Genomic DNA, 22672 nt, shown 5'->3' on the forward strand with positions numbered 1-22672 from the left:
GATTCGATTCTTGTTAATTGTTTTACTCGTTGCCATAATGCCTTGCTGCCTCGTTTCCTATTCTACCTTACTATTCTTCTTCTCTGCATCAGCCGTTTCCTTCAGCTTCCGTTCAGCTTCCTGCCTCAGTTCTTCGATCTTGGCATTATCTACCACACTCTGATAAGTGGCTTTTGCATTGAAGTAGTCCTGTTGTTTGAAGTAAACATCACCCAGCAGGATATAAGCCTTTGTCACCCAGTTTTCATAAGAACCAGCCTTATTGATCACCTCGAAAGCCGCTTTCTCAGCATCACTCATCCTGTTTTGCGCCAGGAAACTATTGGCAATCTCATATCGCGCTTCAGCGCCATAAGCCGATTTGCTGAGCGATACTACAGAACGATAGGCAGTGATGGCCTTATCGTATTCTTTTGCATTCTGGTGAGACTTGGCAATAGCCAGGTTAGCCAACACTTTATCATCCGTACCTATCCCCTTCTGATTGAGCAGGTCGCGTGCATTGGTCACAGCATCATCCCATTTTTGCAATTGGTACTGGCTGCGCAATAAACCGCGCATACCTTCCAGCTTGTTTTCCTGGGAAGAAGCAAAATCTTTCAGCTTGATAAAGTATTTTTCAGCCTTCGCATAATCCTTCAGGTCGAAGAAGTTAAGGCGGGCAGCATTAACCAGTGATTTCTCACCAAACTTATGCGGCACCCTGTCGGCCAGCATTTCATAACCGGCAGCAGCCTTTGCCCAATCCTTTTGGTTGAAATAGATCTCACTCTTATAATATAAAGCTTCCAGCGAGTTTTTTCCTTCAGGGAATTTAGCGAGGTAATCTTCAAACTTTTTGGCAGCAGCCGGGAAGTTGCCATTGTTGAATTGCACTTCCGCTTCCTGGTAAGCCAGCTCATCTTCCTGTGTACTGGTAACCTCTTTACCCATGGTGCGCGCAAAGTTTACGTACTCGCTGGTTTTACCCTGCTCGATGTAAATGATACGGGCATTCTCCAATGCGGCATCAGCCTCTGGCGAGTTGGGGAACTGCTTCAGGATGGTAGTATATTGATTTAACGCCTCCGTATTATTGTCCAGGTTATAATAAGCAATACCCATTTTCAGATGCGCCTTGGGCTTCAGCGAAGAGTTGGGATCGCTCACTACATTTTTGAGATAAGGAATAGCCTCTCTGAATTGCTCATTGGCCAGCAAAGTAACCGCCACTTCCATATTGGCATCAGCTACGAGACTTGAGGTGGGATACTTACGGCTGATAGAAGAAAGCAAGTTGATCTTCTCCTTGCCATTGTTAACACCGGCGATCATGGCCTTTTGGAAAGTAGCGTAATCGCTGGATGGCCAGGAATAATCGAGCACCTTATTATACATGGCTTCCGCTTTCTTGTAATCGCGGTTCATGTAATAACAATCTGCAATACGTACATAAGCATCCTGCTCGATGGCGGCAGCATTGATCTTGGGAGAAGCAGAAGCTACCTGCTCAAAAAATCCCTGCGCCTGTTTGTAGTTCTCCTTTTTCAGGAAGCTATAACCAAGATTGTATTTCGCATTTATCGGATTCACCTCACCATTTACCACTGGATTTTTCAGGTAGTCGAAGTAATACCGGATCGCATCATCCAATTTGTTAAGACGGTAAGAGATCTCCCCTTTCCAGAACTGCACAAAAGGCAATACCGAAGTATTGTTGGGATCTATCTCGGCACGGGTAAGCAACTCCATGGCCGAAACCAGCATACCATCATTGGCCAGCTCGGTAGCACGGCCATACAATATCTTGGGATAAAGACGGCGGGCATTGGGCGAAGGCGATTTCACTCCTTCGAGCAAGCTCAGCGCATCCTTGTAATTGTTGGTATTGGCCAGCACGCTCACCATCAGCTCGCGCGCTTCATTGTTGTATTCAGATTGCGGATAAGCCTGCGTGAACTTTTGCAGTTCGGTCAGTGCCACATCCTGGTAGCCAAGTTCGTAAGACAGCTTGGCATAGTTGTACATCGATATCTCCTTTTGTTTGGCGTTGCTGTTATTGGCAGCACCGATCAGGAAGGCATTCCGGGCATTGGCTTTCTGATTCGTTTTCAGGTAAGCATCGCCCAGCAGGTACATCGCATTCTGTGCCAGTGAATCATCCTTACCGCTGATCTGCCTGAATCCCTCAATAGCCTTGTGCCAGTTATTGGCTTTATAATAACTATAAGAAAGTTCATATACATCTTCCCGGCGCACCTTGTCAGATTTGTTGACATAAGTTTCCAGGTAAGGCAACGCCTTGTCGTACTGCTGCTTTTCAAAATAAGCATGACCTACGATCTGGCGCATTTCAAGATCATAATGCAGATTGCCGCGTTTCAGCTTGCTTTCTGCATATTCCAGCGCCTTATCTTTTTGCCCCAGCGCATAATAAATATTGGCTACATAGTAAGGAACCACCTTCCCATAGTTCTCATGATCCTCTACTACCCTGAATGCGGCCAGCGCATCATTGTATTTCTTATCGTAGAACGATATAAAACCATAGTAGTAATTGGCATCGATGTAGTTCGGATCGTTCTTCATTTGCCGGATGGCATCGAACATCGGTTTGGCCTGGGCAAACTGCTTATTGGTAAAATAAGAATACCCCAGGTGAAACTTCATATCCGCGATCTCCCGGTTGGTAAGATTGGAGATATCTACCTTTTCGTATAAAGGGATCGCTTCCGTATAATTCTGCTCCCGGAAATGATATTCAGCCAGGTGATAACCCATCATCTGTGTACGAACATCGTTATCCTCGAGATCGATGAAATCCTTTGCCTTCGCAACGGCCCCTTTCTCATTTTGCTTGAGCGCACATACAACAGTATAGTATTTTACCTCCTGGTAAGGAATGGCCTGGTTGATGATATCAGTCTCACGCTGCTTTAACTGCAGGTCTTTGAGTAGCGGATAAGCCAGGCTATACTGTTCACGCTGAAAGTATTCCTTCGCCTGCTTATAAGACGCCTGGGGATCGTTAAGAAAACGGGTTTGCTGCGCAATAGAAAATTGGGAAAAACCAAGAAGAGCAATGATAGCTGTCGTTTTTTTCATTCCCTGCTTTTTTATTCAGTACTTTTTGGATGGGGAGCAAAAAAAATTACGAACAACGAATCGGATTTTAGTGATTGAATTCTTACTTCCAGTTCGACATTCGTATTGCATTTCAGTTGGCGCCCCTGCTGGGTTTTTAACGTGGTAAAGTTTCTAATTATTTTATGTACGACCAAAGATCGTTCCTAACACTGTGGATAAGTGCAAGGATTAACAATTCTTTTTGATTATGAATTGCAAAAACAAAACCATTACTTTTGAAAAAACATCCTCCTGATGAGTAAACTACTATCCACTAACTACACCGCCGGTGCCTTCAATTTTGGTGCCCTGGTGCTTCGCCTCGCCATGGGCGGACTATTGTTGCCACATGGCTACGATAAATTGGTACACTTTGCCCAATACAAAGGAAAGTTCATCAACTTTATGGGCATCGGAAATACAGCATCACTCGGTCTGACCGTTTTTGCGGAGTTATTTTGCGCCCTCTTTGTGGTATTGGGGTTGGCAACAAGGCTCGCAGCCATACCACCCGCCATCGCCATGTTTGTTGCCTTGTGGAAAGGACATAACCTCGACATATTTGGTGAAGGAGAACATGCTGCGCTGTTCATGTTCGGCTTTATTGTGATCCTCATCATCGGCCCCGGTAAAGCCAGTGTTGATGGCGCTATGGGTAAATAAAAAGCTGTTAGCTTTTAGTCCTTAGCTATTAGCAATAATAATAGAGTTCATCACTATACAAAGGAGATACCTTTTCAAAAGGTGTCTCCTTTGTCAATAACGACTCAACATTCAAGATGTTTATAGCGGAAACCAACATACGCGTACGATACGCAGAGACCGATCAGATGGATGTGGTCTATTATGGTAATTATGCACAATACTTTGAAGTAGGCCGTGCGGAATCAATCCGGCAACTCGGGTTTACCTATAAAGACATGGAACAAAATGGCGTGATGATGCCAGTGGTAGAAATGCAATGCAGGTACCTGCGCCCGGCACATTATGATGACCTTATCACTGTTAAAACCACATTACGGGAATTGCCCACCGATCACCGCATAGAGTTTCATCACGAAGTATACAATGAGCAGAAAAAGCTGCTGACCACCGGCAAGGTCGTGTTGTTCTTTCTGGATATCAAAACGAAGGCTAAAGCAGCCATGCCTGCCGACCTGAAAGAGGCCCTGGCGGCCTATTTTGCCTGAATTTGACCCACCCTTGTTAATGTTTCCTTAATGATTCCTTAACCACTGAAAGTTAGCAAAAGCGGTTAAAAGCCATTTCTTTGTGTCACCAATCCAGGAAAAACCAAGTAGTCCAATGTCGCTGAAAAACTAAGCACCAATATCCTTAAAAAGCCAGCAGACCCAGTCCGAGAAAAACCAGTCCAGATCCAATGAAGGAAAACCGTTTATTTCCCGTCCAGAAGTCCTTTGAAAAACATCCCCAGCGGATGTTTTTCTCTTTTATACCAGCCACTGGCCCTACTTCAACACATCTAACACTTTATACATCTTCCTCACTGCTTCACCAGCAGAGCCATCGTAGTTGTTGACGATAATAGCGTAGACATATTCCTTTCCATCCTTACCAGTATGATAACCAGCAAAAGCACGCGCGCCACCAACAGAACCACTTTTCATTTTCATACCATTGTATTCGGGCAGGCAGTTGTAGAAAGACGAATACCAGGGTCGCGTTTTTGCATATTGTAATACCTGTACCAAAGAGCGCGTGGTAACGCGATTTTGTGGCGATAAACCACTGCCATCCATAATATGAATAGCCGCTTTATCGATGCCCTGTTGCTGCCAGAAATTACGAACCAACTCAACACCTTGTTCAGTTGTAGCTCCCTTTTCTCCTTTTTGAGCTGCCAATGTCTTCAACAGCGCTTCACCATACAAGTTGATGCTCCGACGCAAGAACCAGTAATTGATACTGTCAAGCGGAGGAGACAGCAATTCACCAAGCGATTCCTGCATAACTGGCCAGCTTCTTTTATTCGCCGTTTTCTCGATGTATATTTTAGAAGGACCATCAGGTTTGATCTTTTGCTTAAGCAGTGCCATCTCCAATTCTCTTGAAAACTGCGCAGGAGGATTAGTAAGCGCACCCGATATTTTAAAAGTATCACCCAATGGCACAGTTCCCTGGGTAAAACCAAATGTGGCGTAAGCAGGCATATAAATGTAACCGTTATCGCCGCTACCCTTTTTGCCGGTAGTGATCAGGTTCATAAGCCCTTCAGACTGAAAGTCGGGATTGGTGCCAGCTATGGAAGTCAACTCACCCTCTGTCTTGCCCGGCTTGAGCAACAGATCATATTGATTTTCCCGCCAGTTGATGCCCCAACAACCGGCGCCATAGTAATTGCCAATATCATCCCATATCCAGCCACCCGGAATAGGTTGAATGGAAAAAACAGCATCATTCAACAATATCCGGCCATCGATCTTACTGATCTTTTTAGATTTAAGAATAGCCGCGATCCTGTTAAGTACAGAATCAGGCTTTGTGTCCTTCCATCGCCAGCTACCAAGCGTAGGATCACCGCTGCCATTGATATGCAGGTCGCCGGTCAATACATCCTTCTCTATCTTGCCATTGTATCCGATATCCGTCTTATACCGGAATCCCTTTCCCAGCAATTCAAAAGCAGCAGCACTGGTAAAAAGCTTTTGCGTACTGGCGGGCGCGAGACCCACATTGCTGTTATGTTCGTATACCAACGTACCTGTTTTAGCATCCGCCACATACAAACTAAAGATGGCGTATTTCATTTGTGCATCGGCTTCAAATTGCTGCACAGCCGTTACCAGTTTTTGCGGAAGCGATTGCGCCACCATTATTAGCGAACAAAACAAACAGGCAAAAAGAAAGAAAATAGACCTCATAACTTGCATTCAGATTAAGTAACACCAACCTAAGCAAAAGTTGTCAACAAACAATGAGCAGTGCCACACAGTTTACCTTGTCCTAAAAGTATAGTCAGGCCGCTCAAGCGGCCAGACAGCGTTGTTCTGAAAATCCCCGATTCTCCTTGTTTGAACTGATTTGTCCTACTTGGAAGGGTTTCGCTCAATCCGCAGTTTTGCCCATCGATTGTTAGCACTACATTTGATTAGCTTCACGATTGATGACAACTGGACAGCAACAATGACAGAAAGGAAGATTTCAAAAGCAAAATCGAAGGGCCTGCTGTAGGGCTGGAGTATAACAGAAGTATGTCAACGGTATGTCAGAAGTATGGATAGTGTATTCAAATAGTGGAGTTGACCAAAAAGTGCAGTTTTTACCAAAAACAGTAGGGCGTTTCGTGTCAACTTTTCAACTTATCACCCTATCAACTTCTCCCCTACCTTTGTTCCCCAATTCAGAAGATATGGAACAGGTTTTAGCATCGATCATTACCATTGGCGATGAACTATTGATAGGACAGGTAGTAGACACCAACAGTGCCTGGATGGCGCAGGAGTTGAATAAAGCAGGCATTTGGTTGAAGCGCCGGGTGGCAGTGGGTGATAATAAACAGGAGATCATCAATGCCCTCGACGATCAAAGCCGCGACACACAGATCATCCTGATCACTGGTGGCCTCGGCCCCACGGCCGATGATATCACCAAGCCGGTACTCAACAACTATTTCGGCGGCAAAATGGTGGTAGATGAAAATGTGCTGGCTCATGTAAAATATCTGTTTGAACAGGTATATCGCCGGCCCATTACTGATCGCAACATGAAGCAGGCAGAAGTGCCCGATGTATGCATGGTGTTGCACAATGCCCGCGGCTCGGCACCCGGCATGTGGTTCGAGAAAGATGGAAAAGTATTTGTTTCCCTTCCCGGCGTACCCCATGAAATGAAGGGCCTGATGACAACTGAGGTGTTGCCAAGATTACAGCAGCGCTTTACGATGCCCTTTATTTCTCACCGTACATTGCTGACAGCCGGCGTGGGAGAAAGCTATATCGCAGACCATATACAAAGTTGGGAAGAAGCACTTCCTGCCCACTTTAAACTGGCTTACCTGCCCAATTATGGCATGGTGCGCCTGCGCATCACAGGCTCGGGAACAGACAAAGCCCAACTCGATGCAGCATTAGATACCGAATTCGATAAATTAAAAATCCTCGTAAAGCATTGGATGGTGATCGACGAGGACCTGCCACTCAACATGGTGGTGGGCAAGCTGCTGAAAGAACAGGGCAAAACAATGTGCACGGCCGAAAGCTGCACAGGCGGGTATATTGCCCACATCATCACATCAGTGCCAGGCTCCAGTGCATATTATAAAGGCAGTATAGTATCTTACGCCAATGAAGTGAAAGAAAACGTGCTGAAAGTGTCGCCCCAGACATTACAAGCAACAGGTGCCGTGAGCGAAGAAACCGTGCGGCAAATGGTGCAGGGCGCACTGGTGACCCTCAATACCGACTATGCGCTGGCCACTTCCGGCATTATGGGACCGGATGGAGGCACCGCCGAAAAACCGGTGGGCATGGTATGGGTGGCAGTCGGCAACCGGGAGAAGATTGTGACACAGTTGTTCAATTTCCGGTTCGACAGGATGCGGAATATCGAGATGACTGCAAACAACAGCCTCAACCTGTTGAGAAAATTTATTGCAGAACAAGGGTAATGCGAACGATTGTTAGCAAAACCCTTACCTTTGACGCTTTGAAACGCAAGACCCCTTGCGCCAGAACCAATCACTAAAAACCAAAAAACCAGAATCTCATTATGGCAGTTGTTGACCTGGTGATGCCTAAGCTGGGCGAAAGTATTATGGAAGCCACCGTTTTAAAGTGGCACAAACAACCCGGCGATACCGTGAAGATGGATGAAACCGTGCTGGAAATAGCCACGGATAAGGTGGATAGTGAAGTGCCCTCAACAGCCGAAGGCGTTATAGACGAGATATTATTCAATGTAAATGATGTAGTGCCTATCGGTACTGTCATTGCGCGCATACGTACAGGAGCAGCAGAACCTGCCACGACCCCTGCACAAAAGCCACAACAACCAGTTACGAGCCACCAGTCGCCGGCAACCGGAAGTTGGCAATCAACCACCATCAACCAGCCAGCTGTCGTAAACGGCAATGCCGGACGGTTCTACTCTCCCCTGGTACTGAATATCGCAGCCGGTGAAGGCGTAAGCATGACCGAGCTGGAAAAGATACCGGGCACTGGCAATGAAGGTCGCGTTACGAAGAAAGATATTTTACAATATGTAGAAGCAAAGAAAGCAGGAAAAGCTCCTGTGTACGAAGCTACAAGCCACGAGCCACGAGCTACAAGCTACGAGCAGAAACCAGCGAGTCAGGCACACGTTATCCCTGCACAGGAACAAAAGCCACAAGCTGTTACCTCCTCACAACTCCCTGCTTCTTATACAGGCAATGTTGAGATCATCGAAATGGACCGTATGCGGAAGGCAATTGCCAACCACATGGTCCACAGCACCCATACAAGCGCACACGTTACCAGCTTCACAGAAGCTGATGTTACCAACATGGTATTGTGGCGCGAACGTGTAAAGAAAGAATTCGAAAAACGCGAAGGAGAAAAACTTACCTTCACGCCCCTGTTCATCGAAGCAGTGGTACGTTGCATCAAGAAGTACCCCTGGCTCAACAGCAGTGTGGATGGAGATAAGATCATTCTCAAACGTGATATCAATATCGGGATGGCTGCAGCCCTGCCCTCCGGCAACCTGATCGTTCCGGTGATCAAGAATGCAGACCAGCTAAACCTGGTAGGGCTTACCAAACAGGTAAACACCCTGGCCAATAATGCACGGAATGCGAAGCTGAAACCAGATGATACTGCGGGCGGCACCTTTACCCTCACCAACGTGGGTACGTTTGGTAGCCTGATGGGCACCCCCATCATCAACCAGCCGCAGGTAGCGATCCTGGCCGTGGGAGCTATCAAGAAAAGACCTGTGGTGATAGAAACAGAGCAAGGCGATTCAATCGCGATCCGCCACATGATGTACCTGTCGATGTCATACGATCACCGCATTATAGACGGCGCACTGGGAGCTACCTTCCTCAACGCCGTTGCCAAAGAATTGGAACATTTTAATCCCGATCGGGAAATCTAAGTGTTGTGTTGCTGGCTATTTTTAAGCAAGCCTGGGCTAAAGCCCGGGCTTTTTTATTAAACGCTACGGGTGGGTCGCTTTCTCAAAACGGCGAGGTAAAGGTAGGCCTCCCTGCGGCGCTGCTACGCCGGGCGGCAGGGAGACTCACCTTACATTAACGACATTGGTCCTTCTTAATTGGCGCCATAATGCAGGTGCCTGAATGTGATCCGTGTTCCCAGGAAACGTTTATACTTTATCACAAAAAGGTTATTGAACTCGGTTTCAGGCAGGTCGGCAGCTATCGTATTGTTGTTGGTAAGCCCGTTCACAATATTGTCTACGGTATTGCTGTGCCCCACGATCAGCGTACTACGCTTTAAACCCTTCAGTTTGGCTATAAACGCAGAGTCGGGCATAGGGCCATAGATTTGGGTAGTCAGCGACAGCAGGTTGCGCAGCGGCTCTGCCGTGCTTTTAGTGCGAACAGTATTGGTAGAGAAGATATAGGCGATGTTTTTAGTCGCCAAAGAGTCTTTTAGCGCCTGGGCACGCTGTTCGCCAGCCGCTGTCAGCGGCGGGTCGTTGGCCGGCGTAGTTCCCTTTTCAGCATGGCGCACCACATAATAAGTATGGCTGCAAGACGTTAGCAATAAGAGCAAGGCTAAGACAGATAGCATGGACTTCATAAAGCAGTAGTTTTAACACTTTAAAGTTAAACGTCATTTTGCAACAACGGTCAAAATTTCGTAAATTCAATTAACCGCCTAAAACACAAAATTACCAGATGAAAACACTTTCAGACACCTGGTTTGCCGATGGTTATATTGACTTTGAATTGAAAAAGTATACCCTGCTGGCCTATCTCCAGGAAGTAAACCGCTACTTCGACTCCAATAAGCTCTACCCACAGCTGGCAGACGTGATCTTCCACTACAACAACCTGGTGGCCTTCCGCGAAAACAAGAAGTACCTGCAAGAGCAGTTTCCCAAAACACTGACCGGCGTACAAATGGAAAAACTGCAACTGCTATACGAACAGATCATTGAAGACGATGAGATGATGCAGGAGCTGGAAGACATTATCAACTACGCTACCAACAAGATCAAAAAAGCCATTAGTAATGGAACAGAGATATATGAGTTCGTAGAAAACAAGCTTATCATATTCCCGGTTGGGCTTATACCGTTAGATGTGCGGGAAGGCTATTTCTTCCTGAGTGAAGGTACTCACCGCAACACCCGCGTATATCAATACCGCCTGAGCTTTTTTGAAAAGCACGATGAAAAATACAGGGCCATCAAAACCGAGTATATAGACAGGTGGGAAAGAAATACAGTAAACACTTACGAAAACATCAAAGCCGAACTGATACGTAAGAAAAGAGACCTGCCCAACCCGGCAGTGTACTCGATTGAAACGGAACTCACCTTCCCGGTAGATGAAACCCTCTTACCCATCGCCAAGCGCAGCCTGGTAAGATATATCTCCACCGCCGCTTAAGCATTCAAGCAAAAACATTTACAAATAGAAAAGGGAAACATCATTGAGATGTTTCCCTTTCAACTTATTAACCAATTAACTTTTCAACTTCCTTAAAACGCCTTCTTCTCTACAATCTCAGTGCCCCAATCAACGCCCTTATCAGTAGCAGGCACACCCTCAGCGATCCATTTAGCAGCAGGCGCTCCTTTCAGGTAATGATCAAAGAACTGCGCCAGCCGAATGCTCAGGTCCTTACGGTTCCTTCTTTCTACGAGGTTGTGATCTTCACCGTTGTATTGCAGCATCCACACCTTTTTACCAAGACGGCGCAAAGCAGTGAAATACTCAATACCCTGATACCAGGGCACAGCACCATCGGCATCATTGTGCATGATGAGCAAAGGCGTAGCCACCTTATCAGCCTTGAAGAGCGGAGAGTTCTTCAGGTACAGGTCTGGCTTTTGCCAGAGCGTAGCGCCAATACGGCTTTGAGAGTGCTCATACTGGAACTGACGGTTAAGCCCCGTGCCCCAGCGGATACCACCATAAGCACTGGTCATATTGGCCACAGGTGCGCCGGCGCCGGCTGCAGCAAACATTTTAGTACGGGTCACGAGGTAAGCCACCTGGTAGCCACCCCAGCTTTGACCCTGGATCGCCATTTTGGTAGAATCAACCCACGGTTGCTTTGCCATATGCTTAGCAGCAGATACTACAGAGTTATAAGCACTTTCACCAGGCTCACCATTCTTATAGTAAATATTGGGATCGAATACTAAATAACCATTACTTACAAAGTAAGCGATGTTGACAGTAGACGCACTGGGTGCAGGAGCCCGGTAGTTGTACAGATCATCGGCATCCTTTTCATAGAAGTAGAAGATCACAGGATACTTCTTCTTGGGATCGAAGTTTTCTGGTTTGAACAACAAACCCTCCGCTTCTTTGCCATCAAACATCTTCCACTTCACCAGCTCGGAAGTTAGCCAGTTGTATTCCTTTTGTTGTGGGTTGATCTCACTTAAACGCGTGAAGTTTTTGAAATCGGCAGTAGAATATACGTTGGCAGCTTCCTGAACATTCATACGTCCTACGATATATACTTCTGCCTGTTTGGCCTTTGTGGGGTTTACATGAGAATAAGGCTCCATGCTCATTTGTACGGGATCACCAGCTACGTCTATTTTCTTGGTAAAGTAGCCATCATATTTATTAACGCGATTGAAAGCGTTCAGCAGAATTTGCTCACCCGGAGCAATAGTACGCTTATCACGATCAGTACGCACATAACGCAACACGATCTTGTTTTTCTTACCATAACCACCGGTCACATTAATGGGCGCTTTCACACCGGTAGGATCAACCTGCCAGATATCATAACGATCGTTGATCAACACAGCCGCATCATCATCCAGCCAGCCTGCAGTACCAAAAGAAGAAGGATCGTCCGGATGATCATCTTCATCATCATACAAATGATCAGTGATCTTCTGAGTGATATTCCTCACAGTACCAGTACTTACCTGGTAAGTAAAATAGTTTTTGGTGGTCATATCATACCAGATAACAAAGTTTCCTTTGGGAGAAATAGTATAAAACCCTCTTTGTTTATCCTTTACGAATTTAGCAGAGCCATCAGTAGTAGAAACGATATAAGCCTTTTGACGGGCAAAACCCTGCCATTGAGCCTCTACACGGTTGCCTTTGCTGGAAATAGCCAGTACATAATCGGCATTACCTTCATCCACCAGTTGAATATTTTCAGTAGTATCAGAACCTAATTGTACTACTTTACCAGAACCAATATTGAGCACAGAAGTATAACTCCTGCGAAGATCATTGTTCAACTGCACCAATTGTTGTGGTTGCAGGTAGTCGTCATTGTAGTGCCATACATCCAGGCGGGCAGTTTCAAAATCAACCAGCGTAGTATCCTTTGGTCGCTTGATAGAAGCCAATCCAAAGAATAATTTCTTTCCATCCTTGCTGAAGGTGAGGATATAATTCTCACTAACGCTAAGACCTTTTTTCACACCGGCAGTAGAACGGTCTACCTGCATTTTGGCACTGTCCATGCCAGGTTTGTAATACCACACTTTATAAAACTTTTGCAACGCCTTGGCAACACTGTCGCGTTCTGCAACAAACACGAGTTGACCACCTTGTTCGTCAAGTGAAACACTCCTGATATCATTGAATTTCGTCATCACCGTGTCTACCTTGCCACCAGGCAGGCTGGCCCACAACAAAGCAGGCTCGGAAGCATTATTACCATTCGCTTTAGTCATTTTGATGATGAGCGTATTACCCGGTTCACTGAAGTAATATTCACTTACCAGCTTGAATATTCTTTCTTCACCAGTATAAAGATTGCGTAATACCAGTTCAGTTCCTTCTTCGCCATCGCTGGCAGCAGCAAAAGCAGCACCACCAAAACGGCCACCGCCACCGCCGCCTCTGCCTGCAGGAGCTGCACCACCTCTGGCAGCGCCACCACCAGCACCGGAGGTAGCGCCAGCGTTACCACCACCGCCAGTGTTGCTTTCGCCACGAGGAGCAGATTGCAACACGGCAAGACCTTTCGTCTTGGCTTCATTAGCTTTATTGCGGAGGCTATCGGCCACACGCACAAGGCTGTCGGCCATACGCAGCATGTTGTTCAGGCGTGTTACCGAATCAGGCAATCCCCTGCCACCACCACGGGTAGCTTCAACAACAGGCTTATCCAATAAGTAGGCTATCCACTGACCAGTTCCTTTCTCCGGAGCTTTAAATGACTTTACACGGGCGATTTTCTTCACTTCATCCTTACCCAACTCCAGAATACCCAGGCTATCCTTGGGCATATCATTAGGGGTTTTCTTCTTAATCCGGGCGTCGCGGGTTTCTTTAAAAGGAGCACGTATTTTAAAAACAACAAAGCGATTGTCTTCTGTAATAGAAGCACCATAACCACGGGGAACTTCCTTCTTCCAGGAGTTATCGGCAGCCTGCAGCACCAATGTACCATCACCCTCTTGAGGAGTAATAGCATAGACCACATATTTACCATTGTTGCTGATAGCCCGCTCACCGATGCTTTGCCAGCCATCGTATACGGAGTGATCGAGGGGCTTTTTCTGAGCCGTTACTGCCAGGGAGATGCACAGTACCCCCGGTAGCAGGTAGAAGAATTTTCTCATTTTCTTGTTTTGGTTTGGAAAATAAAGTTAGGCTAAAGAGATATTGGACGTTTTTTGCCATCAGGCATTGTGGCCGCTCATAAAGAAATGGGCAGCCTTCAGCAGCAGGTAAAAACAGTTGTTAGTATTAAACTATCAGGTAGCAGCAGTTAGCAGGTTGCTACGCATTAGCGGCAAGGGAAGCCTTTTTATGAGCCCTGAAAAAGAACCAGTTCTGCAACAGCACAGATATTACAATTAACAGCAAACCAAGGTAGAAGGAGTCTGCCAGCTGTTTGTCTTCCCGGAACAATAAAAACGCCAATACGATAGAATAAAGCGGCTCCAGGTTGTAAGTAAGATTCACCGTAAAAGCAGATATTTTCTTCAGCGCGTTCATCGACAGGTGGAAGGCCCATACCGTACACAGCCACGCCAGCACCAGCAGCCAAATAAGATCGGTCCAGCCAGGCAACAGATGATCTGCCGGGAAATAATTCAGATAAAAAGGCAGTAAAATAGATAAGAAAAGGAAGCCACCGCTCAATTCATACAACGTCACCGTTTCGGCAGTATGCTTTTGTAACAGCTGCCGATTGAAGATCGGGAATAAGCAACCCAGCCAGGCAGAAATAAGCCCCACTATGATACCTATCTTATATTGAGGATCAAAATGAAAGATCAATGAAATACCAATAACAGCGATCAGACCCAGTAACAGCTCAACCCAGTTCATCTTTTTGCGCGCAATGATGGGCTCGAAGATGGCAGTAAAAAAGCCAATAGCAGAAAAGCACACCACACCTACAGATACATTGGAATATTTTATACTCCCAAAAAATGTAACCCAGTGCAGCGCAGCAATAGCGCCCACACCTACAATCTTGAGGATTTCACGGAAACTTGTGCGTTGTAGCTTTTTAGTGAAGAAAAACAATACCCATAATGTAACCGCAGTGATCATCAGGCGATACCACACCAGCAAGCCTTCATTGAGATCGATCAATCGGCCCAGAATACCGGTAAGACCAGCGAGGACAACAGCACCATGTAATTGCAGGAACGCTTTGCGCATGAGGCAAGATAAGCCAGAAAGTCTGGAGTTATTTAACCCATTTTAACCTTCTTGTCATCTCTTTGCATGTAGGGGAACGTAGTCGTTGTGTTGGTATTTTTAACGCGGTTGCGGTAGTCTTTGAAGAGACTGTACCAGCGAAGTTTAAGCACACCGAGGATACCTTCTTTCACGATACCCTTGTGCATTTTGGAGGCACCAAACTTGCGGTCCTGGAATATGATGGGAACTTCTTTGATCTTGAAGCCAAGCTTCCAGGCAGCAAATTTCATTTCGATCTGGAAAGCATAACCCAGGAACTGTATCTCATCAAGATTGATAGCGTCCAATACCTCGGCGCGATAGCAAAGAAAGCCCGCAGTAGTATCTTTTACAGGTATCCAGGTGATCAAACGGGTGTACAGAGAGCCGCCTTTGGAAAGCAACACCCTGTCACGTGGCCAGTTCACCGTGCCGCCGCCTGCTACATAACGTGAGCCAATGGCAACATCAGCGCCATTTTTGCAGGCTTCATATAAACGTTGAAGATCATTGGGATTGTGGGAGAAATCGGCATCCATTTCGAAGATGAAACGGTATCCGCGTGCCAGCGACCATTTGAATCCGTGGATATAAGCAGTACCCAATCCTAATTTACCGGTACGCTGTTCAAGGAACAGTTGATTGGTATATTGCTTTTGTAGCCCTTTCACAATATCAGCCGTACCATCAGGAGATCCATCATCGATTACCAATATATGGAAGTCCTGGCGCAAAGCAAATATTGCGTCAATGATGGGCGTAATGTTCTCACGCTCATTATAAGTGGGTATGATTACTATTTTTTCCAAATCCAGGCAATCAATGATATTCACAAATTTAAGGCATTTGAGTGGGTGGTTATCCTTAAATTCCCCACAAGCCAATTTTAGCCCTTCTTTAACAAAGTCCTATTGAATATCTCGGTGAGTTTCTGCTTGGTATGCATAGGAAAATCTCCTTTCATCATCCAATCATAATACTGGGGTTCTGCCTTCAAAACATCTGCCACGGCCCTACCCTTGTGCTTACCGAAATTGAATACTTCCACGCCGTTTTCCAGCACCATACGGCGGGCAAAATCCACCGTATTATCTTCTCCGATCACTTTCAGGATGCTTTCCACGGTATTACCCAGCTGGGGGTACTTAACCACCTGCGCCTCCAGCACTTCCCAGGTAGCAGTAGCATCTACCTCGGCGCCATGGGCTCCCTCCAGGGTTTTGTTACAGTAGAACTTATAAGCGGCACTAAGTGTGCGCTGCTCCATGAGGTGAAACACCTTTTGTACATCGATCAGGCGGCGGCCTTTGAAATCGAAATCGAGACCCACCCGCAGAAACTCTTCCGCCAACATGGGAATGTCGAAACGGTTGGAGTTGTAACCCGCCAGGTCACAATTATCCAGAAACTGTTTGATCTCGTTGGCTACCTGCTTGAAAGTGGGAGCGTCTTTTACCATTTCATTGGTAATGCCATGCAGATCGCTGGAAACAACCGAAATGGGAATCTCAGGATTCAGCAGCTTACGCTTTACTGTCTTTGTCCCGTCGGGTTGAATTCTCACAATGGCAATTTCAACGATACGATCAGTACTAAGATTGATACCAGTGGTCTCCAGGTCAATGATCGCTAATGGTCGTGCTAACTGTAACATCAAGTTTTGATATTGGGTTAATTGGTCACCTTTTTTGCAAATGTAAGCATATCTATTCCATCATAGTTACCTGAGCTCATCAAAAGCAAGTTGGCGTTTTGGTATGACTGTGACTGCAACCATTGTACCAGTTCCTCCTTTTGATTTATAACGGCCAGGTCTTTTTTTCCAAACCCTTCAATTACTTTTTCTTTTGGCAGCGGTGGCATGCGCTTTAATTCCAATGCATGTCCCGAATAGAAAACAACCGCAGCATCCGCTTTATCCATAGCACCACTGTACTCCTTCATGAACTGTTCATTCAGGCTGCTAAAGGTATGTAGTTCCAATACAGCAATCAATTTACGTTGGGGATATTGTTGCCTCACCGCCTCCATAGTAGCTTTTACTTTGGAAGGAGCATGCGCAAAATCGCGGTATACGATGGTCTGCTCACTCTTGGCCAGCAGCTCCAATCGCTTGGCAGCACCGGTAAAAGAAGCAATGGCTTTGACAAAAGTCGCCTCATCGAGACCCAGCTCCTTGCAGGCAAACCAGGCAGCATATAAGTTCATGAGATTATGATCACCAAACACCTGCAACGTACCGGTATGCTGACCGATACTAACGGATGTTATACCATTTTTGATGGTATGAGTGGGAATACCATAAGGCTGATAACGTATATCATTTCGTTTGTTATCATCAACGAGCTTCTTCAATACAGGGTCTGTTTCATTATAGATAAGCAAACCACCCGCTTCTATTTTATTGATGAAAATGACAAACTGCTCCAGGTAAAAATCAAACGTGGGAAACACATTGATATGATCCCACGCAATACCTGTGAGGATAGCGATATGAGGAAATAAAAAATGGAACTTGGGTCTTTTCTCCAGTGCACTGGCAGGATATTCATCACCCTCACATACGATGACAGGGGCGTTAGTTATATTGACCGATTGATCAAAACCTTCGAGCCTGGCACCTACGAGGTAATCGAAAGCCTTCCCCGCATTCTTCAACACGTGCATGATCATGGAAGTAGTAGTGGTTTTGCCATGACTGCCACCAACAACCACCCTTGTCTTCTGCTGACTTTCCTGGTAAATATATTCTGGGAAAGAGTAGATCTTTAATCCCAATGCCTTGGCGCGTTCCAGTTCGGGATTATCACCCTTGGCATGCATACCTAATATAATAGCATCGATATCCGGGGAGATCTTTTCAGGGAACCATCCAGTGGTTTCCGGCAATAACCCTTCCCTGGAGAGATTGGAACGGGCCGGTTCGAAAATTTCATCATCACTGCCTGTAACGGTATATCCTTTCCTATTGAGTGCCAGGGCCAGCTGGTGCATCACACTGCCGCCGATAGCTATAAAGTGTACTTTCATAGTGCTGCAAAGCCGAAAGATAAGATTTTAATCGTTTTATGCCTTGATTAGCATGTTTTAGTATCTATGTAGCAGTAATTTATACCAGTTCGTGGTATGTTTATTGTGTCCACCCCCACATTTTTTTATGCCACACACTTGCAAGAACCGGATTTAGTTTGTTTCTTTGACTCATCAAACGCGACTAGCCCTTACTACCCTCTCCAATCCTATTCAAATCCGTACTCATCCACTCCTCTGAAGTAGCTTAATCCGCTCCTCTGAATTTCCTGATGATCGTTGTATTTACATCCCTTTAAGGTTCATTCATCAGGCTTATTCTCAACCTTAAATACCACAAAAAATGAAACGGATTTTGACTATTCTCGCATTAGTAATTGCTCTTGGTGTAACTGTATCTTCTTGCACTACTTCTAAAGGCGGTTGCAAATCAACAAGAGGAATGGTAGGCTACTAAGGCCATTCCCGGACCACAAAAGAGACAAACTTCTGGACGGCATCACTATGTGATGCCTTTTTTTATTACGTGAAAATGCAAGCAACCAGTACTGCCGACTGCCGGTATTGCCGACACTGCCGAAAACGAAAAAAGCCATCCTGTGAACAGGACGGCCTCTAACGATTGCTTGCCATATGAAAAAAAACTTATTTCTTCAGAGTGTCAGCAGCAGCAGCTGTAGCAGAATCAGGCTTTGCAGTCAGAGAATCAGGAGTAGTAGTCACTGAATCTGGAGCAGGAGCCGCTGGAGTAGTGGTAGTGTCTTTAGTTCCTTCACCAGTTCCACCGTCATTGCAAGATGCTACGAATGCGCCAATTGCTAAAACTAACAGGAGCTTTTTCATTTGTACCGTTTTTTTGTTTTGTTAACAGATGATTTAAGGATTAATACTGGAAAGAGAAAAAGGTAACCTCCCCTCGCTAAAAAAATTATAAATATTTTTTCCCGGCCCTGAAACACAGTACTTTGCGCGCCGGTGCCCCCCTTTTTTCCTTCATTTTAGCAGGATATTTGGGTTACTTCTCATTAATTTGGGTATTAATAATACGGTTCAAGTTGAAAACAGATCCCCGGGAAATAGCTTTATTGGAAGGACTGGCAAAAAATGACCGGCAAGCCATTGAAACGATCTATAAGCAGCACTATAATATGGTGCAAACGCTGATAATCAACAACAATGGCTCAGCAGACGATGCACGGGACGTTTTCCAGGAAGCCATGATCGTGTTATATGAAAAGGCGAAGTCAGGAACCTTTGAGCTCAATTGCCTGTTAAAGACCTATGTATATTCAGTTTGCAGGCGATTGTGGCTAAAAAGGCTCCAGCAGCAGCAAAAGTTCGTTCCGGATATCAATGGGCTGAGTGACACAGTACCGGTGGAAGATGAACTCGAAGCACATGGACAACGGAATACCGAGTTCCAGATGATGGAAAAAGCCATGTTGCACCTCGGTGAACCCTGTCGCAGCCTCCTCGAAGCCTTCTATATACAGAAAAGGAACATGCTTGACATTGCGAGCCATTTTGGATACACGAATGCCGACAATGCCAAGAACCAGAAATACAAATGTTTAATGCGGCTCAAGAAGCTATTCTTCGCCGCCTATAAAAACAACAATACGCTGTGATGGAAGAGATGCAAATATTGGATGCCGTGGAGCGCTACCTGGCCAATGAGATGCCCGCCGAAGAACGGGCATACTTTGAACAACTGCGCAAAACCAACCCGGAAGTAGACCAGCTGGTGGTGGAACACACTATGTTCCTGCAGCAGATGGACCGCTTCAGCGATTGGAAACAGTTCAAATCAACCCTGAACGAAGTACATACCCAATTGGCTGAAACCGGCTCCATTAAGGATAAAGCACCTAAAGCCACAGTGATCCAATTGTGGAAGAAATACCAGCGCGTAGTAGCGGTGGCAGCCTGTATCGCCGGCATCACAGCCCTTACGATCAGTGCAATGGTCTACTACTTTACACCCAAACCCGTTTCCGAGATCCGTTTACTTTCCCAGGAGCTGGACAAAGTAAAAATGAAACAGCAGCGCACCGACCAGAAGGTAACACTGATAGAAAAGTCTGGCCCTGCAGCCCCCTCGCGTCCTGCAGCTGATCCTAAAAGCGGAGGTACCGGTTTCCTCATCGATGGAAAAGGATACCTGGTAACCAGCGCACACATTGTAGCCGATGCAGATTCAGTATATATTCAGAATATCAAAGGCGATTATTTCAAGGTCTCTACCCTGTACGTTAACAAACAAACAGACATCGCAGTGTTGAAGATCGTTGACAACCGTTACCAGTCTGTCAAATCACTGCCCTACGCCTTGCAAAAAAATACAGCCGATCTGGGCGAAGAAATATTCACGATGGGCTTTCCCCGTCCTACCTCTGAAATTGTTTATAACAAAGGATACCTGAGCGCCAAGACCGGTTATAATGGAGACACTACAACTTACCAGTTGGCTATTTCAGCCAATCCCGGTAACTCAGGTGGCCCCATCTTCAACCACAGCGGCGAAGTGATCGGCATCCTGAGCGGTAAGCAAACCACTGCAGAAGGCGTTGTATTCTCCAGCCGCACGAAGAACATCTTCACCGCCCTGCACGAGATCAGGAAAGACAGCACAAACGAAGATCGCATCAAGTTGTTGCTGCCCTCTTCCATCAAAGGTCTCGACCGTGTACAACAGATCAAGAAAATTGAAGACTGTATGTTCATGGTAATACGCTACTAATATTACTCTTGCTCTGACAATAAAAAAACTCCGCTTGATTGATCAGCGGAGTTTTTCTTTTTATACTTAGTTGGTATAAGCAATGCTTAGCTCCACAAAGCAGGAGGATATTCACCGGCATTAACCAGCTTCTCCAGGTTGGCCTTCACTTCAGGCGCATCCTCTTTGTACGTAACGCCAAACCAATCAGAAGAAGTGGGGATCACTTTGATCACACCAACATCATCCTTGATGAATTGGTCAGCTACGATAGGAATGAAGAACTCAGACTTTAATTGAGTGCCTTGCTCTTTCAGGAATGTTTTGAAAAGACCCAGAGAATAATCAAATACAGCAGGATCGAAACACCAGAAGTTCATAGACACGCTGGAATCCCTTGGCAATTCTTTCGGAACAAAAGAATCATCAGTCTGGATCTTTCCATCTTTCATAACGATGTTAAGACGCTCGGCAATAGAAGTAAGATTACCCTGCGCATCAACCTGGCACACACCACGGTTTACCGTACCATTGTCCGACAGGGTTTTCAACAGCTCATAACCAATGATAGACCATACTTTGGCACTAACGTCGGTAGTGAGGAATTTATAAGCCTTCTCAAATGCGTCACGACCATAAAAGTCATCAGCATTGATCACAGCAAACGGTTCTTTAACGGTATCCTTAGCACAGAGTACAGCATGAGCAGTACCCCAGGGCTTGGCACGGTCAGGAGCAACATCGAAACCTTCAGTAAAAGCCTTCAGGTCCTGGTACACATAATCGATCTCGATACGGCCTTTTAACCTTGGCTCCACGATCGCTTTGAAATCATCTGCAAAATCCTTCCGTATGATGAATACTACTTTTTTAAAACCGGCACGGATAGCATCATAAATAGAGTAATCCATGATCGTTTCACCACCGGGCCCAAAAGATTGGATCTGTTTCATACTTCCATAGCGGGAGGCCATACCGGCAGCTAATATCAACAAGGTTGGTTGCATTATCGTATTTTTAAAGTTTCGGGCACGAAAATATAAAAATAAGTTATCAAAAGAAACCTTGCCGGCTATTAATACATACCAGCCAGTCGATTACACAAAGGCCATCGTACAATCTATACCCAATGAATCCTGGCATGCCAAAGGCGTTCATGCAGATGTATTGCGCCTCGACCTCATACATCCGGTCCTCTCCGGCAACAAATGGTTTAAACTGAAGTATTACCTGCAACAAGCCAAAGCACAAAAGCAAGGTATACTCACATTTGGCGGCGCTTATTCCAATCACCTCGTGGCAACAGCCATTGCCTGTAAGCTGGAAGACATTCCCGCTATAGGCATCGTGCGTGGCGAATCCGCCACAACACTTTCCCCTACTCTACTGGAAGTGCAGACTTATGGCATGCAGCTACAGTTTGTATCCCGCACTACTTTTCAGGATGAGCAAAACCTGATAGCAGCCATGCAGGAAGCACATCCCGGCTACCTCGTAGTACCCGCCGGTGGGCAGGGGACTGAAGGCATACGGGGAGCCACAGAGATCTTGTCGCTGGCCAATCTGCAACCCTACACGCATGTGGCCTGTGCTATCGGCACGGGAACCATGTTTACAGGCCTTATAAACGCCCTTTTGCCCCACCAGCATGCTCTTGGGTTCAGCAGCCTTAAAATAGCCGACCACCAACACAACACCATCCTGGACTTTGTAAAGGCCCATGCCGCGTCCTCCCGCTTTTCGGTCATTTACGACTACCACTTTGGCGGCTATGCCCGTAAAAACAATACCCTGATCGATTTTATGAATAAATTATACAAAACCTATACATTACCAACCGATTTTGTATACACGGGGAAACTAATGTATGGAATTGAAAACCTTATACATAAGGATTATTTCCCCTCCAATAGTAGGATTTTACTCGTCCACAGCGGCGGATTACAAGGAAACCGGTCGCTGGCGCCTGAAACCCTGTCTTTCTAAACAAATGGCTTTAA

Annotated in this window: 18 protein-coding genes; 8 read left to right on the top strand and 10 right to left on the bottom strand. The window is 45.9% G+C overall.

The window, feature by feature from the left end; genetic code table 11:
• Positions 1–57: 57 nt before the first annotated feature.
• Positions 58–3084 (bottom strand): tetratricopeptide repeat protein, encoded by a 3027-nt coding sequence (locus AC5JBY_RS23415; RefSeq protein ID WP_495907090.1) that lies wholly within the window; start codon positions 3082–3084, stop codon positions 58–60.
• 276 nt (positions 3085–3360) lie between these two features.
• Here AC5JBY_RS23415 and AC5JBY_RS23420 point away from each other — a divergent pair, with 276 nt between their 5' ends.
• Both AC5JBY_RS23420 and AC5JBY_RS23425 read left to right on the top strand, forming a co-directional pair.
• Positions 3361–3768, top strand: a complete 408-nt coding sequence (locus AC5JBY_RS23420; RefSeq protein ID WP_495907091.1) for a DoxX family protein — start codon at positions 3361–3363, stop codon at positions 3766–3768.
• Between the two features lie 116 nt (positions 3769–3884).
• Entirely contained in the window at positions 3885–4295 is a 411-nt protein-coding gene (locus AC5JBY_RS23425; protein WP_495907092.1) for an acyl-CoA thioesterase, read from the top strand.
• A 279-nt stretch (positions 4296–4574) separates the two neighbouring features.
• Here AC5JBY_RS23425 and dacB read toward each other — a convergent pair whose 3' ends face one another.
• Positions 4575–5987: a D-alanyl-D-alanine carboxypeptidase/D-alanyl-D-alanine endopeptidase gene (gene dacB, locus AC5JBY_RS23430; protein ID WP_495907093.1), complete on the bottom strand. Its 1413-nt coding sequence runs from the start codon at positions 5985–5987 to the stop codon at positions 4575–4577.
• A 488-nt stretch (positions 5988–6475) separates the two neighbouring features.
• On the opposite strand from dacB, the gene AC5JBY_RS23435 reads away from it, so the two are divergent.
• The gene (locus AC5JBY_RS23435; RefSeq protein ID WP_495907094.1) at positions 6476–7732 is read left to right on the top strand and encodes a CinA family nicotinamide mononucleotide deamidase-related protein; all 1257 of its coding nucleotides are present in this window, start codon (positions 6476–6478) and stop codon (positions 7730–7732) included.
• Between the two features lie 101 nt (positions 7733–7833).
• On the top strand, positions 7834–9201 hold the full coding sequence (locus tag AC5JBY_RS23440; RefSeq protein WP_495907095.1) for a dihydrolipoamide acetyltransferase family protein: 1368 nt from the start codon (positions 7834–7836) through the stop codon (positions 9199–9201).
• Positions 9202–9374: 173 nt separating this feature from the next.
• Here AC5JBY_RS23440 and AC5JBY_RS23445 read toward each other — a convergent pair whose 3' ends face one another.
• Positions 9375–9869: a SixA phosphatase family protein gene (locus AC5JBY_RS23445; RefSeq protein ID WP_495907096.1), complete on the bottom strand. Its 495-nt coding sequence runs from the start codon at positions 9867–9869 to the stop codon at positions 9375–9377.
• Positions 9870–9967: 98 nt separating this feature from the next.
• Between AC5JBY_RS23445 and AC5JBY_RS23450 the strand changes: the two genes are divergently transcribed.
• Positions 9968–10684 carry a hypothetical protein gene (locus AC5JBY_RS23450; RefSeq protein ID WP_495907097.1) on the top strand — a complete coding sequence of 239 codons (717 nt, stop codon included), beginning with the start codon at positions 9968–9970 and terminating at the stop codon, positions 10682–10684.
• A 92-nt stretch (positions 10685–10776) separates the two neighbouring features.
• Here the strand turns inward: AC5JBY_RS23450 and AC5JBY_RS23455 are convergent, their stop codons facing one another.
• The 6 genes from AC5JBY_RS23455 to AC5JBY_RS23480 all read right to left on the bottom strand — a co-directional run bounded on the left by AC5JBY_RS23455 (position 10777) and on the right by AC5JBY_RS23480 (position 18796).
• A complete protein-coding gene (locus tag AC5JBY_RS23455; RefSeq protein ID WP_495907098.1) occupies positions 10777–13848 on the bottom strand; it encodes an alpha/beta hydrolase family protein in 3072 nt (1023 codons plus the stop codon).
• A 160-nt stretch (positions 13849–14008) separates the two neighbouring features.
• On the bottom strand, positions 14009–14902 hold the full coding sequence (locus AC5JBY_RS23460; RefSeq protein WP_495907099.1) for a DMT family transporter: 894 nt from the start codon (positions 14900–14902) through the stop codon (positions 14009–14011).
• Positions 14903–14934: 32 nt separating this feature from the next.
• Positions 14935–15732, bottom strand: a complete 798-nt coding sequence (locus tag AC5JBY_RS23465; RefSeq protein WP_495907100.1) for a polyprenol monophosphomannose synthase — start codon at positions 15730–15732, stop codon at positions 14935–14937.
• Between the two features lie 77 nt (positions 15733–15809).
• Positions 15810–16577 carry an exonuclease domain-containing protein gene (locus AC5JBY_RS23470; RefSeq protein ID WP_495907101.1) on the bottom strand — a complete coding sequence of 256 codons (768 nt, stop codon included), beginning with the start codon at positions 16575–16577 and terminating at the stop codon, positions 15810–15812.
• A 17-nt stretch (positions 16578–16594) separates the two neighbouring features.
• Positions 16595–17953 (bottom strand): UDP-N-acetylmuramate--L-alanine ligase, encoded by a 1359-nt coding sequence (locus AC5JBY_RS23475; RefSeq protein ID WP_495907102.1) that lies wholly within the window; start codon positions 17951–17953, stop codon positions 16595–16597.
• A gap of 645 nt (positions 17954–18598) precedes the next feature.
• A complete protein-coding gene (locus AC5JBY_RS23480; RefSeq protein ID WP_495907103.1) occupies positions 18599–18796 on the bottom strand; it encodes a hypothetical protein in 198 nt (65 codons plus the stop codon).
• A gap of 212 nt (positions 18797–19008) precedes the next feature.
• Between AC5JBY_RS23480 and AC5JBY_RS23485 the strand changes: the two genes are divergently transcribed.
• Positions 19009–19581: an RNA polymerase sigma factor gene (locus tag AC5JBY_RS23485; RefSeq protein WP_495907104.1), complete on the top strand. Its 573-nt coding sequence runs from the start codon at positions 19009–19011 to the stop codon at positions 19579–19581.
• Positions 19581–20693 (top strand): S1 family peptidase, encoded by a 1113-nt coding sequence (locus AC5JBY_RS23490; RefSeq protein WP_495907105.1) that lies wholly within the window; start codon positions 19581–19583, stop codon positions 20691–20693. Before AC5JBY_RS23485 ends, AC5JBY_RS23490 begins: the two co-directional genes overlap by 1 nt.
• An 86-nt stretch (positions 20694–20779) precedes the next feature.
• Here the strand turns inward: AC5JBY_RS23490 and AC5JBY_RS23495 are convergent, their stop codons facing one another.
• A complete protein-coding gene (locus tag AC5JBY_RS23495) occupies positions 20780–21679 on the bottom strand; it encodes a nucleotidyltransferase family protein (protein ID WP_495907106.1) in 900 nt (299 codons plus the stop codon).
• A 58-nt stretch (positions 21680–21737) separates the two neighbouring features.
• Between AC5JBY_RS23495 and AC5JBY_RS23500 the strand changes: the two genes are divergently transcribed.
• Positions 21738–22658: a 1-aminocyclopropane-1-carboxylate deaminase/D-cysteine desulfhydrase gene (locus AC5JBY_RS23500; RefSeq protein WP_495907107.1), complete on the top strand. Its 921-nt coding sequence runs from the start codon at positions 21738–21740 to the stop codon at positions 22656–22658.
• Positions 22659–22672 lie beyond the last annotated feature (14 nt).

It is taken from the genome of Paraflavitalea sp., assembly GCF_059502485.1.

Bases quoted from the DNA above. Each gene is read 5' to 3' on its own strand.
- AC5JBY_RS23445 (WP_495907096.1), bottom strand. From the start codon at position 9,869: ATGAAGTCCATGCTATCTGTCTTAGCCTTGCTCTTATTGCTAACGTCT.
- AC5JBY_RS23475 (WP_495907102.1), bottom strand. From the start codon at position 17,953: ATGAAAGTACACTTTATAGCTATCGGCGGCAGTGTGATGCACCAGCTG.
- AC5JBY_RS23470 (WP_495907101.1), bottom strand. From the start codon at position 16,577: ATGTTACAGTTAGCACGACCATTAGCGATCATTGACCTGGAGACCACT.
- AC5JBY_RS23440 (WP_495907095.1), top strand. From the start codon at position 7,834: ATGGCAGTTGTTGACCTGGTGATGCCTAAGCTGGGCGAAAGTATTATG.
- AC5JBY_RS23415 (WP_495907090.1), bottom strand. From the start codon at position 3,084: ATGAAAAAAACGACAGCTATCATTGCTCTTCTTGGTTTTTCCCAATTT.
- AC5JBY_RS23490 (WP_495907105.1), top strand. From the start codon at position 19,581: ATGGAAGAGATGCAAATATTGGATGCCGTGGAGCGCTACCTGGCCAAT.
- AC5JBY_RS23450 (WP_495907097.1), top strand. From the start codon at position 9,968: ATGAAAACACTTTCAGACACCTGGTTTGCCGATGGTTATATTGACTTT.
- AC5JBY_RS23425 (WP_495907092.1), top strand. From the start codon at position 3,885: ATGTTTATAGCGGAAACCAACATACGCGTACGATACGCAGAGACCGAT.
- AC5JBY_RS23495 (WP_495907106.1), bottom strand. From the start codon at position 21,679: ATGCAACCAACCTTGTTGATATTAGCTGCCGGTATGGCCTCCCGCTAT.
- AC5JBY_RS23460 (WP_495907099.1), bottom strand. From the start codon at position 14,902: ATGCGCAAAGCGTTCCTGCAATTACATGGTGCTGTTGTCCTCGCTGGT.
- AC5JBY_RS23455 (WP_495907098.1), bottom strand. From the start codon at position 13,848: ATGAGAAAATTCTTCTACCTGCTACCGGGGGTACTGTGCATCTCCCTG.
- AC5JBY_RS23420 (WP_495907091.1), top strand. From the start codon at position 3,361: ATGAGTAAACTACTATCCACTAACTACACCGCCGGTGCCTTCAATTTT.
- AC5JBY_RS23480 (WP_495907103.1), bottom strand. From the start codon at position 18,796: ATGAAAAAGCTCCTGTTAGTTTTAGCAATTGGCGCATTCGTAGCATCT.
- AC5JBY_RS23435 (WP_495907094.1), top strand. From the start codon at position 6,476: ATGGAACAGGTTTTAGCATCGATCATTACCATTGGCGATGAACTATTG.
- dacB (WP_495907093.1), bottom strand. From the start codon at position 5,987: ATGAGGTCTATTTTCTTTCTTTTTGCCTGTTTGTTTTGTTCGCTAATA.